Raw genomic sequence first — 13,822 nt, forward strand, 5'->3', positions numbered from 1 at the left:
TTCGGAATGTCTACCGCATGGCGGGCTCATGGTGCTCCGCCATCATCACGCGCAGGCTCCGTGTGAACAGGAACAGCGCCAGCCCGGCCACGATCGCCATCGCCGCCAGCACCAGGTAGTACATCGGCTCGGACATCACCCGGCCGAGCCGCCCCGTCTGCCCGCCGACCGCGTCGCCCACCGACACCGCGATGAACCAGATCCCCAGCATCTGCCCCTTGAACGCCTCCGGCGCCAGCTTCGTCGTCACCGACAGCCCGACCGGGCTCAGCGACAGCTCGCCGAACACCTGGATCAGGTAGACCAGCACCAGCCACCACACCGAGACCCGCCCCGCGCCGGCCAGCCCGGCGGCCACGGCCATCACCACGAAGCTCAGCCCCACCATGACCAGCGCGAACCCGAACTTCTGCGGCGTGCTCACCCGCGTGCCGAGCTTCACCCACAGCGCCGCGAACACCGGCACGAAGATCATGATGAACAGCGGGTTGAACGACTGCGTCGTGGCCTGGTTGATCCTGACGCCGAACAGCGACAGGTCGGTGTGGTCCTGGGCGAAGAACAGCAGCTTGCTCGGCGCCAGGTCGTAGATCATCCAGAAGATGGCCGCCGCCACGAACAGCCAGATGTAGGCCTTCATCCGGATCCGCTCGTCCTCGGTCAGGTCGTGGCTGCCGAACATGATGTAACCGAAGTACGCGACCGGCACGATCAGGATGACCAGCGTGAGCGCGACCGTGAACCGGTCGATCGTGAGCGTGCCGGTCGCCGCCCACGCGCCCAGCGCGACCGCCGTCAGCACCACGCCGAGCGCCACGAGGCGGCCGAAGTGGCGGCGCTCGCGCGGGGTCAGCCGCATGCCGGGGCGCTCGCCGACGCCGCGCAGGCTCCGGCCGCCCAGGACGTACTGGACGAGGCCCAGCGCCATGCCCACCGCCGCCGCGCCGAACCCCAGGTGCCACCGGTCGCCCCCGGCCAGCCAGCCCACCACCAGGGGCGCGAAGAAGGCGCCGAGGTTGATGCCCAGGTAGAACAGCGAGAACCCGGCGTCCCTGCGCCCGTCGTCCTCCTCGGGGTAGAGCCGGCCGACCATGACCGAGATGTTCGGCTTGAGCAGGCCGGTGCCGACGATGATCAGCAGCAGCCCCAGCCAGACGAAGAACGCCGACGTCACGGGGATCGCCATGCTGATGTGCCCGAGCATGATGACGAACCCGCCCCAGAACACCGACCTGCGAGCCCCCAGGATGCGGTCCGCGATCCACCCGCCCGGCAGCGCCACCAGGTAGATGAGCGCACCGTAGACGCCCACCACCGCCTGGGACGTCTCCTGCGACAGCCCGAGACCCGCGTGCGCCGGCGAGGCGGCCATGAACGTGGCCAGGATCGCCCGCAGGCCGTACCAGGAGAACCGCTCCCACATCTCGGTGCCGAACAGCGTCGCGAGGCCCCACGGATGCCCGAAGAATGTCCTGTCGCTCATCCACGCCCCCATACTCCGCGCACTGTCACGATCACTTTACGTGACGGACGAGGGTGTTTCCGCGCAAGCTCTTGCCGCTGTCCCGGGGGTGTGGTGCGATGCATGCCAATCATGCAAGTGATTACTGACTGGAGGCGGGTGCCATGGGCGAAGTCCTCGAAGTCCGGGCCGAGATCGAGCGGCAGATCTCCGGCCGTACCGTGTGTGAACAGCTCCGGCTGGCGGCCGAACAACACCACGACGCACCCGCCTACTCCGACCCCGAAGGGGAGGGCTGGAGCACGCTGAGTTACGGGCAGGCGCGCGAGCGGGTCCTGGAGATCGCCGCCGCGTTCGTCGCGCTCGGGCTCGAGCCCGGCGAGGCCGTGGCCCTCATGATGATCAACCGCAGTGAGCACGTCCTGGCCGATCTCGGCGCGGTGCACGCGGGCGGTGTCGGCTGCACGGTCTACTCGACGTTCGCGCCCGACCAGATCGCCTTCGTGGCCGACAACGTGGGAGCCAGGTACGCGGTGCTCGGCGGCCCCGCCGACCTGGCCCGCTGGGAGCCGGTGCTCGACCGGCTGGACGGCCTGCGAAGGATCATCATGCTGGAGGAGGCGCCGGCCGGCGACCGGTTCATGAGCTGGGCCGACTTCCTCGCCCTCGGCCGCGAGCGCCTGGCCGCCGACCCCGGCCAGGTCGAGGCCCGCTGGCGCGCCGTCACCCCCGGCGACGTCGCCACCGTCCTGTACACCTCGGGCACCACCGGCACCCCCAAGGGCGTGCCCCTCACCCACGCGAACATCTTCTACGAGGTCGCCGCCACCGACCGCCTCACCTCGCTGCCCACGCGCGGCACCCAGATCTCCTACCTCACCTACGCGCACATCGCCGAGCGCATCCTCAGCCTCTACCTGCCCCTGGTCAAGGTCTCCCACGTGCACTTCTGCACCGACCTGGCCAACCTGGGCACCACGCTCGGGCAGGTCAGGCCGATGATGTTCTTCGGCGTGCCGCGCGTGTGGGAGAAGATGATGGCCCGCCTGCTCGCCGTCCTCGCCACCCAGCCCGAGGAGCAGCAGGCCGCCGTACGCGAGGCCATGGCGGCCGGCGCCGCGTACGTCGAGGCCGGCCAGTACGGCCACACGATCACCCCCGAGATCCAGGCCGCCTACGACAAGGCCGACGCCTCGCTGCTGTCGATCATCCGCGGCATGATCGGCTTCGACCGCGCGGAATGGACCGCCACCGGCGCCGCGCCGCTGCCCGACGAGGTGCAGCACTTCTACGCCGGCCTCGGCCTCAAGGTCATCGACGTGTACGGCATGACGGAGACGACCGGCGCCTTCACCGGCAACAGCCCCGCCTGCTACCGCCTGGGCACCGTCGGCAGGGCCGAGCCCGGCGTCGAGATCCGCATCGCCGGCGACGGTGAGATCCTCACCCGCAGCCCCCTCAACACCGCCGGCTACCTCAACCGTCCCGAGGCCACCGCCGAGCTCGTCGACGCCGACGGCTGGCTGCACACCGGCGACATCGGCACAGTCGACGACGACGGCTTCTACCGGGTCGTGGACCGCAAGAAGGAGCTGATCATCACCGCGGGCGGCGAGAACATCTCACCCGCCGAGATCGAGAACCACCTCAAGCAGCACAGCCTCATCGGCCAGGCTCTCGCCTACGGCGACAACCGGCCGCACCCGGTGGCTGTGCTGACGCTGGACGCCGAGGTGGCGCCGGGCTGGGCACAGGCGCGCGGCATCACGTTCGGCTCGCTGGCGGAGCTGGCCGAGCACCCTGACGTGCTGGCGGAGGTGGACTCCGCCGTGCGGGCCGCCAACGCCAGGCTGGCCAGGGTGCAGCAGGTGAAGAAGTGGGCGCTGCTCGGCGTGGAGTGGACGGCCGAGACCGAGGAGCTGACCCCCAGCCTGAAGCTGAAGCGGCGGATCATCCACACCAAGTACGCCGACATCATCGAAGGGCTCTACGGCCAGCCCGGGTGAGGTTTTTGCCATTCGGGGCGTGTGTTGTGGTCGGGTCCATTACCGGACGGTTCCTACCGTCTCGATCATGACCAGAAGTGTTCTTCTCGTCTCGCTCGCGGCGGGGTCGCTCACGGTGCCCGCACCGGCTGCCTCCGCCGCGATCGAGCCCGCCATCCGTGCCATCACCGTACGCCCAGCGGCTCCCGTGGTCGGGGCGCAGGGGTCCGTCCGCCTGGTGATCGACGTGATCGCCAAGGGGGTGGTGCGCGGCAAGGACGGTGTCACCGTCAAGGTCGAGCCCGGCGCGCCGCCCGCCCAGGCTCCCGAGCCCCGGCCCGTCGTGGTGGCCCCGCCCGGGGGCTCGCCCGTCCGGCCGCCTGTCCGCCCGCCCGCCCAGCACCCCGGCCACGCGCCTGTCCAGCAACCCGCACAGCAACCCGGACCGCAACCCGCACAGCCGCCCGCCCACCAGCCCCCTTACCAGCCCGAGCAGCCGCCGGCGCAGTCACCTGCCCGGCCGCCCGCGCACGCGCCCGCCAAGCCGCCTGCCCAGGCCCCCGTTCAGGGGCCTGCTCAGGGGCCTGCTCAGGGGCCGGTGGAAACGCCCGCCCAGGCTCCGGTCCAGGCGCCCGCCCAGGGCGGCGGGTCCATGCAGGGCGGCGGATCCGTCCAGGGCGGCGGATCCGTCCAGGGCGGTGGGTCCGCTCTGGCGCCCGCCCAGCAGCCGGGCAAGGCGACCGCCGCGCTGCCCGTGCTGGGACCGGCCGTGCTGCCCGACCAGGCCCCCGCGGCCCAGAACGGGGCGCTCACCCCCGTGAAGGCGTCGGCGGCGGCACCCGCGATCGTCGCGAGCCCCGGCCCCGCCGGCGGCGCGGCGCCGCAGGACGACGCGGAGCAGGCACTGCCGCCCGGCACGCGACCCCTGATCGACCACTACTCAGGCTCGGCCGCCGCCCCCAAGGAGGGCGTCACCGGGAACCGCCCGATGCCGCTTCCTCGCCTGGTGTGGCGCCTGGCGCAGGGAACCCCTCCGGGCGGCCTCGCCGGGGGAGCGGCGCGCATGACGGACGACTGGCAGACCTGGCGCTTCCTGCCGGACAAGAAGCTCAACCGCTTCTACCCGGCGGGCACCTGGACGATCACCGCCACCGCCAGGGGTGCGAACGGGCGGACGATCACCCAGTACGCCTCGTTCGAGCTCAAGCGCGAGACCAGGCTGACCGCCGTGCGGGCGGAGAGGTCGGCCCGCACGGACGGCGTCCGGCTGCGCGGCTCGCTGACCCGCGTCGACCCGCGCGGCCTCACGGACTACGGCCCGTTCGCCAAGCAGCGCCTGGAGGTCCTGTGGCGTCCTGACGAGTCCTCGGCCTGGCAGCCGGTGGGCCAGGTGATGACGGACGCGGCGGGCGCGTTCGTCGGCTCGGTGCCCGGCCGTACGGAGGGATACTGGCGCGTGCGCTACTCCGGAACCGGGCACTACGCGCCCGATCTCTCAAAATCCCGACAAATAACGCAACAGGTCACATAAGGTCATCGCTCTGGATGGGCGGGCCGTCCGCCGTTGCGGAAATGTGATCAACTTTGTCGCAACTTTTCCTTACCCATACGCGTCATTGGCATTTGACGTGCCCGTCCGGGTGCGTCCATTCGGACGGGGAAGGATTTCTGTTTTGAAGATGCGACGTCTAGCCGCCGGCCTGGCGGCTGCGGCCCTGGGCGCGACCGTGGTGGCCACCGCCGCCTCGCCCGCGCTCGCGGACGACCCGGGCCTCGACCCGGATGTCGCCGGCGGCCACACCAGCCTCAAGCTCGACGTGAACCCCGAGCCCGCCTGGCGCGGCAAGCCCCTCTCCATCGAGGGCAAGCTCTCCGTGCAGTGCGACGAGGACTACATCAGCGGCTTCGTCTCGGTGCACCACGCCGACCACTGCAAGAAGCAGGAGCGCTGGCACCGCCTGGCGCACAAGCGCGTCGTGATCCTCTTCCGGGCGGACCGCGGCGGCCGCTGGGAGCACGTGGACACCGTCCGCACCAGCGGCAGGGGCTACTTCGGCCTGCGGGTGCCCGCCCGCGAGTCGGGCACGTGGCGCGCGGTCTTCGAGGGCAGCGGGCACCTGGCCCCCTCGGAGGGCACGGACTGGGTGAAGGTCATCGGCCGTCACTGACGAGCCGCCACCTCGAACGCCCGGCCGCACCGGCCGGGCGTTCGCCATGCCAGGGCACCTCAGTAGGAGACGGCCACCTGGACCCTCCGGTGCCCGGCGGCCTCCGCCTCGTCCACCAGGGCCACCGCCAGATCCGCGTACGAGAACGCCGGATCCCCCTCCCCGGCCTCCGGCACCCGCCCGTCCCCGAACCGGTACCGTCCCGTCCTGGCCGCCTCCGCGTCCAGGAAGACGGGCGGCGGCGCGATCACCACCCAGTCGAGCGCCGACGCCTCCAGCAGCTCCAGCTCGGCCGCGTGCCCCAGCGAGAACGCCCGCGCCTCGGCCGGGAAACCGGGAGTGTCGATGAGCCGCACGCCGGGGGAGACCTCCAGCAGGCTCCCGATGCCCAGCGCCACCAGGCGCGGCACCCCGGCCCGCCCCAGCCCGTCCACCAGCGCCCGCGTGGCGGCGGCGTAGAACTCCTCCGACGGCAGGTCCAGCCGCGCCGCCACCTGCAGCGCCACGTCGTGGCCCGCGGCCACCGCCGCCACGCTGCCGCCGTCGGTGACGTCCCCCGTGACCACCTTCACCCCCGCGCCGCCCAGCTCCGGGTGCCTGCCGGGATCGCGCACCACGGCCGTCACCTCGTGCCCGCGCCCGGCCGCCTCCGCGACCACCCGCGTCCCGGCCCGCCCGCCGGCCCCGAACACCACGATCCTGCTCACCGCTGCCTCCACCACGCCACTGACCGGCGGCCGGTCCGTCCGGCCGCCCATGCGCAGACGGTAGAGGGCGGGACGTCGCTTACCGCAACGATAGTTACCTACGATGGCGCCATGGCAGAGCCACTCGATCCGGACATGTTCACCGGCTGCCCGCCGGTCGCCGCGCCGATCCGCGTCGGCGACAAATGGACCGCCAAGATCATCCGCTGCCTGGAGCGGGGGCCGCGCCGTTTCACCGAGCTCCAGGCCCCGCTGCGCGGCATCACCCCGAAGGTGCTCACCGAGTCGCTGCGCGCCATGGAACGCGACGGCCTGCTCACCCGCACCGCGTACGACGAGATCCCGCCGCGCGTCGAGTACGAGCTCACGGAGCTCGGCCGCAGCCTCATCGAGCCGATGAACGCCGGCTGCGAGTGGTCCCGCAAGCACCTGTCCGAGCTGATGCGCGCCCGCGACGCCTGGTTCGCCGCCTCGTGACCCGGCGGCACGCCCGGGACCGCCCCGCCCCCTCCGGGCGTGAGGCCGGAATCGATCTAGGGAAGAATGTGTTGTCGTGCGGTGAAGCGGCGGATTTTGGGGGTGGGCCGACACCCGTCGTAGTCTGGCCCCCTGGGTGAGCGAACAGGAGGTGACGCCCCATGTTGCGAGACTCGTTCGGACGGGTGGCGACGGATCTGCGGGTGTCCCTCACGGACAAGTGCAACCTGCGCTGCACGTACTGCATGCCACCCGAGGGTCTCGACTGGCTTCCGAGCGCCAAGCTCCTGACGGCCGACGAGATCGTCCGCCTGGTGACGATCGGCGTCGAACGCCTCGGCATCACCGAGGTGCGCTACACCGGCGGCGAGCCCCTGCTCCGGCGTGAGCTGGTGGACATCGTCGGCCGCACCACCACGCTGACCCCCAGGCCCCAGGTCTCCCTGACCACGAACGGCATCGGCCTGGCCCGCCTCGCCGGGCCGCTGGCCGCCGCGGGGCTGGACCGGGTGAACGTCTCCCTCGACACCCTCGACGCCGCCACGTTCAAGCGGCTCGCGCACCGCGACAGGCACGCCGACGTGATCGCCGGGCTGGCCGCCGCCGACGCCGCGGGCCTGCGCCCCGTCAAGGTGAACGCCGTGCTGATGCGCGGCATCAACGACCACGAGGCCGTCCCGCTGCTGCGCTGGTGCCTCGACCAGGGGTACGAGCTGCGCTTCATCGAGCAGATGCCGCTCGACGCCCAGCACGGCTGGAGCCGCGAGGACATGGTCACCGCCGACGAGATCCTCAAGCTCCTGTCGGCCTCCTTCGACCTGACCCCCGACGACCTGGAGGAGCGCGGCAGCGCCCCCGCCGAGCGGTTCCTCGTGGACGGCGGCCCCGCCAGGGTCGGGGTGATCGGCTCGGTGACGCGGCCGTTCTGCGGAGCGTGCGACCGGGTCAGGCTGACCGCCGACGGCCAGGTCCGCAACTGCCTGTTCGCCACCGAGGAGTCCGACCTGAAGACGGCGATGCGCGGCGGCGCCTCCGACGAGGAGCTGGCCGAGCGGTGGATGGCGGCGGTGTTGCGCAAGCGGGCCGGCCACGGCATCGACGACCCGTCGTTCCTGCAGCCGTCCCGCCCCATGTCCGCCATCGGCGGCTGACCGCTTCGGACGGATCCGGCGCGCCCGGACACGCCCGCTCCCAGCACAGCCCGGCCATCCGTGGCGCGGCTGCGACACAATGGACGACCTGGAGGAGGCTCGCATGCACGTGCTCAACGAATGGACCGCGCTGGCCTGCAAGGAGCTGGGGATCGACCCGGCCACCGTGGACCGCGACCAGATACTCGACCTGACCAAGGAGGTCGCCCACGGCGTCGCCAGGCCCGCCGCGCCGCTGACGGCGTACCTGCTCGGCCTCGCTCAGGGCGCGGGCACCGCGCCCGAGGACGCCGTGGCCCGCCTGACCACATTGGCGAAGAACTGGGGCCAAGCGACCACTGAGACGCTTACAGACGGCTGACACTCGAACGAACTCTTGAAGTCAAGCGCGCCCCGCCTGAAGATTTCCTGTGAATAACGAGGCGAGGGCGCGTGTAAACGATTTCGGGAAAGCCGCCCTATCCGACTGCGGCGCCGGCGCGCACTGATCCAGAACTGGCCGGGAAAAGGGCGACGCCGGGTGGTTACGGGGGCAAACCACCCGGCGTCGCTTCATCGGCGTTCCGACGGGGGCCCGGAACGCCGGCACCAGCACTCCGACGGGGGACCGGAGCGCTTGGCTAAAGCGTACACCTACAACCCGTGGGATGCGTCAAGACTTAGTCACGACCCGATCTCGCGTCGATGCAGCGGTATCTCGCTTTGGTTAGCTTCAGGGGACTGAAAGGTAGGCGGTGGGGCACCGTTGGACCTCTCATTGGCCCCGATTACCGCTATGTATGGCAAAAAGACCGCAGCGGCGATGAACAGCAGCCGGTACGGCCACGGCACCGGCACCACGACCGCCAGGATCAGGCAGATCGTGCGGATCCCCATCTTGATGAGGTAGCTGATCTCACGCTTACGGATGTCCGCGGTCAGCGACGGCTGGGCGTCGGTGACCTGGTGGACGGCTGGTTTCCTGCGCCACCCCTTCATACCTTCCACGGTAGCCCCAGGAGGACCCGGTGGCGACGGCAGCCCGGCGCGGGCGCGGGGGTCATGCGATCATGGCCTTCGAGTAAGGAGGATGTGGAGATGACGGATCGCACGTACCGGGTCACGGAGATCGTCGGCACCTCGGGGGAGAGCCTCGACCAGGCCATCCGCAACGGCATCATGAGGGCCTCGCAGACGCTGCGTCACCTCGACTGGTTCGAGGTGACGGAGATCCGGGGGCACATCGACGCGGGGGAGATCGCGCACTACCAGGTCGGCATGAAGGTGGGCTTCCGCCTAGAGGACTCCTGAAGCCGCCGGGCACGGCGTGCGGCGGCCTTGGCGGGGGCCGCGCCCGCCGCACGCCCAGCGCCTCCTCCACGCGCCGCCCAGCACCTTCCCATGCGGCGGCCCAGCAGTTCCCCGTGCGGGCCCCCCGACGGCCGGCCCCGGGCGCCCTGGGGGCCGCTGTGAGAACCGCCGCGCCCGGCGGGCCCTGAGCGGTTAGATTGGCCTTGACCCACGGGGAGCGCACATGACGGCCATTCCTCCCGCCGCGAGCGACGCGGCACCCGGACGAGGCGAGTTCCGCATCCTGCTCGTCTGCACGGCCAACATCTGCCGCTCCGCCATGGCCGAGGTGATCGCCCAGGCGATGCTCCACTCCGCGGCCCTGCCCGTGACCACGGGCAGCGCGGGCGTACGGGCGATGGTCGGCCACCCCATGGCCCCGCACGCGGTCACCGCCCTCGACCGCCTGGGCCTGAACGGCAGGGCCCACCGGGCCAGGCTGCTGGACCACGACCTGATCAGCTCGTCCGACCTGCTGCTCACCATGGAGGACGCGCACCGCGCGATCGCCGTCCGCCTGGACCCGCGGGCGGCGGCCAAGACGTTCACGCTGCCCGAGTTCGCCCACCTCGCGGCGGGCGCGGGCCAGCGCCGCTACCGCTCCGACACGGTGGACCGGGCCAGGGCGATCGTGCGGTCGGCCGCCGAGCGCCGCGCCGAGCGGCGGCCCCTGGAGGTGTACGACCCGTACGGCGGCCCGCCGGAGGGCTACGAGGTGTGCGCCAAGACGCTCGGAGAGTCCCTCAGCCACGCCCTGGCCGCCCTGCTGGGCCCCCGCTGACCCATGGAAGGCCGCCCGAGGGCCCGGAGGCCACGGAAGCCCTCCAAGCGCTGAAAAGCCCGGAGCGCGCCGCACAGCCGGCGTGCCCGGCCGCCTGGCGACCGGGCACGAGGCGGAATCAGCTCGCCTGGCTCACCGTGGACATGTTGAAGTCCGGCACCCGGACCGCCGGCATGATGGTCCGCTGGAAGTAGTCGTTCCACTCGCGCGGCAGCGTCTGCGTGCTCCCGCCCACCTCCGCCAGCCGCCCCAGCAGGTCGACCGGGCTCTCGTTGAACCGGAAGTTGTTCACCTCGCCCACGACCTCACCGTGCTCCACCAGGTACACCCCGTCGCGGGTCAGCCCGGTCAGCAGCAGCGTCTGCGGGTCCACCTCGCGGATGTACCACAGGCAGGTCACCAGCAGCCCTCGCCGCGTGGAGGCGATCATCTCCTCCAGCGACGGCGCCGGCCCGCCCGCCGGCCCGGACATGATGAGGTTGTCGACGCCGGGCGTCACCGGCAGCCCGCTCAGCTCGGCCGAGTAGCGGGTCTGCATCAGCGCCTCCAGCCGCCCGTCCCTGATCCAGTCGGTGCGCTCCAGCGGCAGCCCGTTGTCGAACACCGAGCTCTCCCTGCTGGAGGCGTGCGCCGTCACGAACGGCGCGCAGGCGATGCCCGCCGCCCCCGGATCGCTCGACAGCGAGACGGGCAGCGTGGCGAGCTGCTCGCCCACGCGCGTGCCCCCGCCGGGCTTGGCGAACACCGAGCGCCCGTCCAGCGCGTCCCGCGCCCCCGACGACCAGAACAGGTAGATCATCAGGTCGGCCACCGCGCTCGGCGGCAGCAGCGTCTCGTACCGGCCGGCCGGCAGGTCGACCCGCGTCTTGGCCCACTCCAGCCGCTGCGCCAGCGAGGAGCCGAGCGCCGCCACGTCGACGTCCGCGAAGTTCTCCGTGGACACGCCCGTCCACGCCGACCGCTTCAGGTCGCCCGACTTGGCGTTCAGCTCCAGCCGTCCGGTCGGCTGGTCGTGCCGCAGCCGCACGCCCGTGGAGGTGCCGAGGAACGTCGAGGTCAGCGAGTGCTCCGCGAACCCGTACAGCCTCCTGCCGCCCGCCTCGGCCGCCGCGAACGCCTCGCCCAGCGCCGGCGCGAACCCCTCGAACACCCCGATGTCGGTCGGCCGCACCTCCTCCTCCCAGTGCGGCGAGGCGGGGCCGGCCTCGACGAGCGCGCGGGCGTCCTCGGCCGGCTGCGCGTCGCGGGCCGCCGCGTCGGCCGCCGCCACCACGTCGGCGAGCTGGTCGTCGCGTACGGCCGCCCGCGACACCACGCCCACGCCCTGCCCCGCGATCGAGATCACGGTCAGCCGGGCGGAGCGGGCGACGCCGTTCGTGGTCAGCGTGTTGCCCGCGAACCGCAGGTTCGCCGTGGAGCCCTCGTCCACGAGCACCACGCAGCCGTCGTTGCCGGAGAGCTCCAGAGTCCTCTCCACCATCTCCTGAGGAGTTGTCACTTCCCGCCCTCCTGCACGGTGTTGAGGATCCGCACGCCCCTGAACAGCGCCGACGGGCACCCGTGGCTGACCGGCGCGACCTGCCCCGGCTGCCCCTTGCCGCAGTTGAACGCCCCGCCCAGCACGTACGTCCCGGGCCCGCCGACCGCCTCCATCGACTGCCAGAAGTCCGTCGTGGTCGCCTGGTAGGCGAAGTCCCTGACCTGCCCGTCCAGCTTCCCGTGCGAGATCCGGTACGCCCGCTGCCCGGTGAACTGGAAGTTGTAGCGCTGCATGTCGATCGACCAGCTCTTGTCGCCGACGATGTAGATGCCGCGTTCCACGCCCGCGATCAGCTCCTCCGTCGAGGGCCCGCCGGGCGCCGCCGCCAGCGACACGTTCGCCATGCGCTGGATCGGCATGTGGCCGGGCGAGTCGGCGAAGGCGCACCCGTTGGAGCGGCCGAGGTCCTTCATCAGCGCCATCCGCCGGTCGAGCTGGTAGCCGACCAGGATGCCGTCCCTGACGATGTCGAAGCTCTGGCCCTGCACGCCCTCGTCGTCGTACCCGATCGTGGCCAGGCCGTGGGTGACGGTGCGGTCGCCCGTCACGTTCATCGCCGGCGAGCCGTAGACCAGCTCTCCGAGCTGGTCGAACGTGGCGAAGCTGGTGCCCGCGTAGGCCGCCTCGTAGCCGAGCGCCCGGTCCAGCTCCGTGGCGTGGCCGATCGACTCGTGGATCGTCAGCCACAGATTGGACGGGTCGATCACCAGGTCGTAGTCGCCCGCCTCGACCGACGGCGCGGCCAGCTTCTCCGCCAGCAGCTCCGGCAGCCTGGCCAGCTCGCCCTGCCAGTCCCAGCCCGTGCCGGTCAGGTACTCGTAGCCGCGGCCGACCGGCGGCGCGATCGTCGACATGTCGTCGAAGCCGCTCCCGGTCGCCTTCATGGCGTTGAGCTTCGGATACACGCGCACCCGCTGCTGCGTGGTCACCGAGCCGGCCGTGTCGGCGTAGAACTTCTGCTCCTTGACCTGCAGCAGCCGCGCCGACACGTGGTCGGCGCCCTTCAGCAGCCCGGCCGACCACTCTGCCAGCAGGCTCACCTTGTCGGCCGCGGGCACCTCGAACGGGTCCACGTCGTAGGCCGACACCCACACGGCGTCGGCGTGCACCGGCTCCGCGGCCAGCTCGATGGGCTCCCGGTTGATCGGGGCGCTCACCTCCGCCACCCGCACCGCCTGCTCGGCCACCACGGCGGCGGCCTCGGGCGTCAGGTGGATGCCGGCGGCGAACCCCCAGGTGCCGTCCTTGACGACCCGGACGGCGTAGCCCAGATCGTCGGCGTCCATGGCGCCTTCGAGCCGGGTGTCGTAGAGGCTCAGCGTCTCCGCTCTGACGCGTTCGAGCCGGAAGTCGGCGTGCTGCGCGCCGAGCTCGCGAGCACGTTGCAGGGCGGCGTCCGCCAGCTGCCGCAGAGGCAGCTCCAGGAAATCGGGGTCGATCTGGCGCATGTCCACGATCCTAACCCTGTGATCTTGTACCACCCGGACAAGCCGAAACTCGCCGGTACGAGATAGCGTCAGGTCTCATGGCACGCTCTGTACTCGTCACCGGGGGCAATCGCGGCATAGGCCTCGCGATCGCCCGTGAACTCGCCGCGGCAGGCGACGCCGTCGCGGTCACCTACCGATCGGGGGAGCCGCCCGAGGGCCTGTTCGGCGTGCGCTGCGACGTCACCAGCACCGCCGACGTCGAGGCCGCCTTCGACAAGGCCGAGGCCGAGCACGGCCCGGTCGAGGTCCTGGTCTCCAACGCCGGCATCACCAAGGACACCCTGCTGGCGATGATGAAGGAGGAGACCTTCACCGACGTCATCGACGCCAACCTCACCGGCGCCTACCGCGTCGCCAAGCGGGCCATCAGGCCCATGATGCGGCTCAAGCGCGGCCGGATCATCCTCATCTCCTCCGTCGTCGGCCTGTCCGGTCAGGCGGGCCAGGCCAACTACGCCGCCTCCAAGGCCGGCCTCGTCGGCTTCGCCCGCTCCCTGGCCCGCGAGTACGGCTCGCGCAACATCACGGTCAACGTCGTCTCGCCCGGCTTCGTCGCCACCGACATGACGGCCGAGCTCGACCAGGAGGCGATCCTGGCCAACATCCCCCTCGGGCGGCAGGCTGCCCCCGAGGAGATCGCGCGCGTCGTCCGCTTCCTGTCGAGCGACGACGCCTCCTACATCACCGGGGCCGTGATCCCCGTCGACGGCGGACTCGGAATGGGGCACTGAC

At 71.6% G+C, this 13,822-nt stretch carries 14 protein-coding genes; 9 read left to right on the forward strand and 5 right to left on the reverse strand.

Features of this window, described 5'->3' with window-relative positions; translation table 11 throughout:
• Positions 1-10: 10 nt before the first annotated feature.
• The gene (locus HD597_RS11685) at positions 11-1,483 is read right to left on the reverse strand and encodes a peptide MFS transporter (protein WP_253742032.1); all 1,473 of its coding nucleotides are present in this window, start codon (positions 1,481-1,483) and stop codon (positions 11-13) included.
• Positions 1,484-1,626: 143 nt separating this feature from the next.
• Between HD597_RS11685 and HD597_RS11690 the strand changes: the two genes are divergently transcribed.
• The 3 genes from HD597_RS11690 (at position 1,627) to HD597_RS11700 (ending at position 5,615) form a co-directional block, all read left to right on the forward strand.
• Positions 1,627-3,468, forward strand: coding sequence for an AMP-dependent synthetase/ligase (locus HD597_RS11690; RefSeq protein WP_253742033.1), 1,842 nt, complete (start codon positions 1,627-1,629; stop codon positions 3,466-3,468).
• 67 nt (positions 3,469-3,535) lie between these two features.
• Positions 3,536-4,978, forward strand: coding sequence for a hypothetical protein (locus tag HD597_RS11695; protein ID WP_253742034.1), 1,443 nt, complete (start codon positions 3,536-3,538; stop codon positions 4,976-4,978).
• Positions 4,979-5,126: 148 nt separating this feature from the next.
• On the forward strand, positions 5,127-5,615 hold the full coding sequence (locus HD597_RS11700; protein ID WP_253742035.1) for a hypothetical protein: 489 nt from the start codon (positions 5,127-5,129) through the stop codon (positions 5,613-5,615).
• 59 nt (positions 5,616-5,674) lie between these two features.
• On the opposite strand, the gene HD597_RS11705 is transcribed toward HD597_RS11700, so the two are convergent.
• Positions 5,675-6,373: an NAD(P)-dependent oxidoreductase gene (locus HD597_RS11705; protein ID WP_253742036.1), complete on the reverse strand. Its 699-nt coding sequence runs from the start codon at positions 6,371-6,373 to the stop codon at positions 5,675-5,677.
• Positions 6,374-6,433: 60 nt separating this feature from the next.
• Here HD597_RS11705 and HD597_RS11710 point away from each other — a divergent pair, with 60 nt between their 5' ends.
• The 3 genes from HD597_RS11710 (at position 6,434) to HD597_RS11720 (ending at position 8,311) form a co-directional block, all read left to right on the forward strand.
• On the forward strand, positions 6,434-6,799 hold the full coding sequence (locus HD597_RS11710) for a winged helix-turn-helix transcriptional regulator (RefSeq protein WP_253742037.1): 366 nt from the start codon (positions 6,434-6,436) through the stop codon (positions 6,797-6,799).
• A gap of 161 nt (positions 6,800-6,960) precedes the next feature.
• The gene (moaA, locus tag HD597_RS11715; protein WP_253742038.1) at positions 6,961-7,950 is read left to right on the forward strand and encodes a GTP 3',8-cyclase MoaA; all 990 of its coding nucleotides are present in this window, start codon (positions 6,961-6,963) and stop codon (positions 7,948-7,950) included.
• A 103-nt stretch (positions 7,951-8,053) separates the two neighbouring features.
• Positions 8,054-8,311 (forward strand): DUF6457 domain-containing protein, encoded by a 258-nt coding sequence (locus HD597_RS11720; protein ID WP_253742039.1) that lies wholly within the window; start codon positions 8,054-8,056, stop codon positions 8,309-8,311.
• A gap of 302 nt (positions 8,312-8,613) precedes the next feature.
• On the opposite strand, the gene HD597_RS11725 is transcribed toward HD597_RS11720, so the two are convergent.
• A complete protein-coding gene (locus HD597_RS11725) occupies positions 8,614-8,928 on the reverse strand; it encodes a DUF3099 domain-containing protein (RefSeq protein ID WP_253742040.1) in 315 nt (104 codons plus the stop codon).
• A 99-nt stretch (positions 8,929-9,027) separates the two neighbouring features.
• Between HD597_RS11725 and HD597_RS11730 the strand changes: the two genes are divergently transcribed.
• Complete coding sequence (locus HD597_RS11730; RefSeq protein ID WP_253742041.1) at positions 9,028-9,240, forward strand: dodecin; 213 nt, start codon at positions 9,028-9,030, stop codon at positions 9,238-9,240.
• Between the two features lie 223 nt (positions 9,241-9,463).
• Positions 9,464-10,060, forward strand: coding sequence for an arsenate reductase/protein-tyrosine-phosphatase family protein (locus tag HD597_RS11735; protein ID WP_253742042.1), 597 nt, complete (start codon positions 9,464-9,466; stop codon positions 10,058-10,060).
• A 118-nt stretch (positions 10,061-10,178) separates the two neighbouring features.
• Here the strand turns inward: HD597_RS11735 and HD597_RS11740 are convergent, their stop codons facing one another.
• The gene (locus HD597_RS11740; RefSeq protein WP_253759316.1) at positions 10,179-11,540 is read right to left on the reverse strand and encodes a metallopeptidase TldD-related protein; all 1,362 of its coding nucleotides are present in this window, start codon (positions 11,538-11,540) and stop codon (positions 10,179-10,181) included.
• A gap of 14 nt (positions 11,541-11,554) precedes the next feature.
• On the reverse strand, positions 11,555-13,048 hold the full coding sequence (locus HD597_RS11745) for a TldD/PmbA family protein (RefSeq protein ID WP_253742043.1): 1,494 nt from the start codon (positions 13,046-13,048) through the stop codon (positions 11,555-11,557).
• 77 nt (positions 13,049-13,125) lie between these two features.
• Here HD597_RS11745 and HD597_RS11750 point away from each other — a divergent pair, with 77 nt between their 5' ends.
• Positions 13,126-13,821 carry a beta-ketoacyl-ACP reductase gene (locus HD597_RS11750; RefSeq protein ID WP_253742044.1) on the forward strand — a complete coding sequence of 232 codons (696 nt, stop codon included), beginning with the start codon at positions 13,126-13,128 and terminating at the stop codon, positions 13,819-13,821.
• Position 13,822 lies beyond the last annotated feature (1 nt).

Source organism: Nonomuraea thailandensis, from assembly GCF_024172165.1.
Lineage (GTDB): Bacteria > Actinomycetota > Actinomycetes > Streptosporangiales > Streptosporangiaceae > Nonomuraea > Nonomuraea thailandensis.

Coding starts and splice junctions, on each gene's coding strand:
- HD597_RS11685 (WP_253742032.1), bottom strand. CDS start 1,483: ATGAGCGACAGGACATTCTTCGGGCATCCGTGGGGCCTCGCGACGCTG.
- HD597_RS11690 (WP_253742033.1), top strand. CDS start 1,627: ATGGGCGAAGTCCTCGAAGTCCGGGCCGAGATCGAGCGGCAGATCTCC.
- HD597_RS11695 (WP_253742034.1), top strand. CDS start 3,536: ATGACCAGAAGTGTTCTTCTCGTCTCGCTCGCGGCGGGGTCGCTCACG.
- HD597_RS11700 (WP_253742035.1), top strand. CDS start 5,127: ATGCGACGTCTAGCCGCCGGCCTGGCGGCTGCGGCCCTGGGCGCGACC.
- HD597_RS11705 (WP_253742036.1), bottom strand. CDS start 6,373: ATGGGCGGCCGGACGGACCGGCCGCCGGTCAGTGGCGTGGTGGAGGCA.
- HD597_RS11710 (WP_253742037.1), top strand. CDS start 6,434: ATGGCAGAGCCACTCGATCCGGACATGTTCACCGGCTGCCCGCCGGTC.
- moaA (WP_253742038.1), top strand. CDS start 6,961: ATGTTGCGAGACTCGTTCGGACGGGTGGCGACGGATCTGCGGGTGTCC.
- HD597_RS11720 (WP_253742039.1), top strand. CDS start 8,054: ATGCACGTGCTCAACGAATGGACCGCGCTGGCCTGCAAGGAGCTGGGG.
- HD597_RS11725 (WP_253742040.1), bottom strand. CDS start 8,928: ATGAAGGGGTGGCGCAGGAAACCAGCCGTCCACCAGGTCACCGACGCC.
- HD597_RS11730 (WP_253742041.1), top strand. CDS start 9,028: ATGACGGATCGCACGTACCGGGTCACGGAGATCGTCGGCACCTCGGGG.
- HD597_RS11735 (WP_253742042.1), top strand. CDS start 9,464: ATGACGGCCATTCCTCCCGCCGCGAGCGACGCGGCACCCGGACGAGGC.
- HD597_RS11740 (WP_253759316.1), bottom strand. CDS start 11,540: ATGGTGGAGAGGACTCTGGAGCTCTCCGGCAACGACGGCTGCGTGGTG.
- HD597_RS11745 (WP_253742043.1), bottom strand. CDS start 13,048: ATGCGCCAGATCGACCCCGATTTCCTGGAGCTGCCTCTGCGGCAGCTG.
- HD597_RS11750 (WP_253742044.1), top strand. CDS start 13,126: ATGGCACGCTCTGTACTCGTCACCGGGGGCAATCGCGGCATAGGCCTC.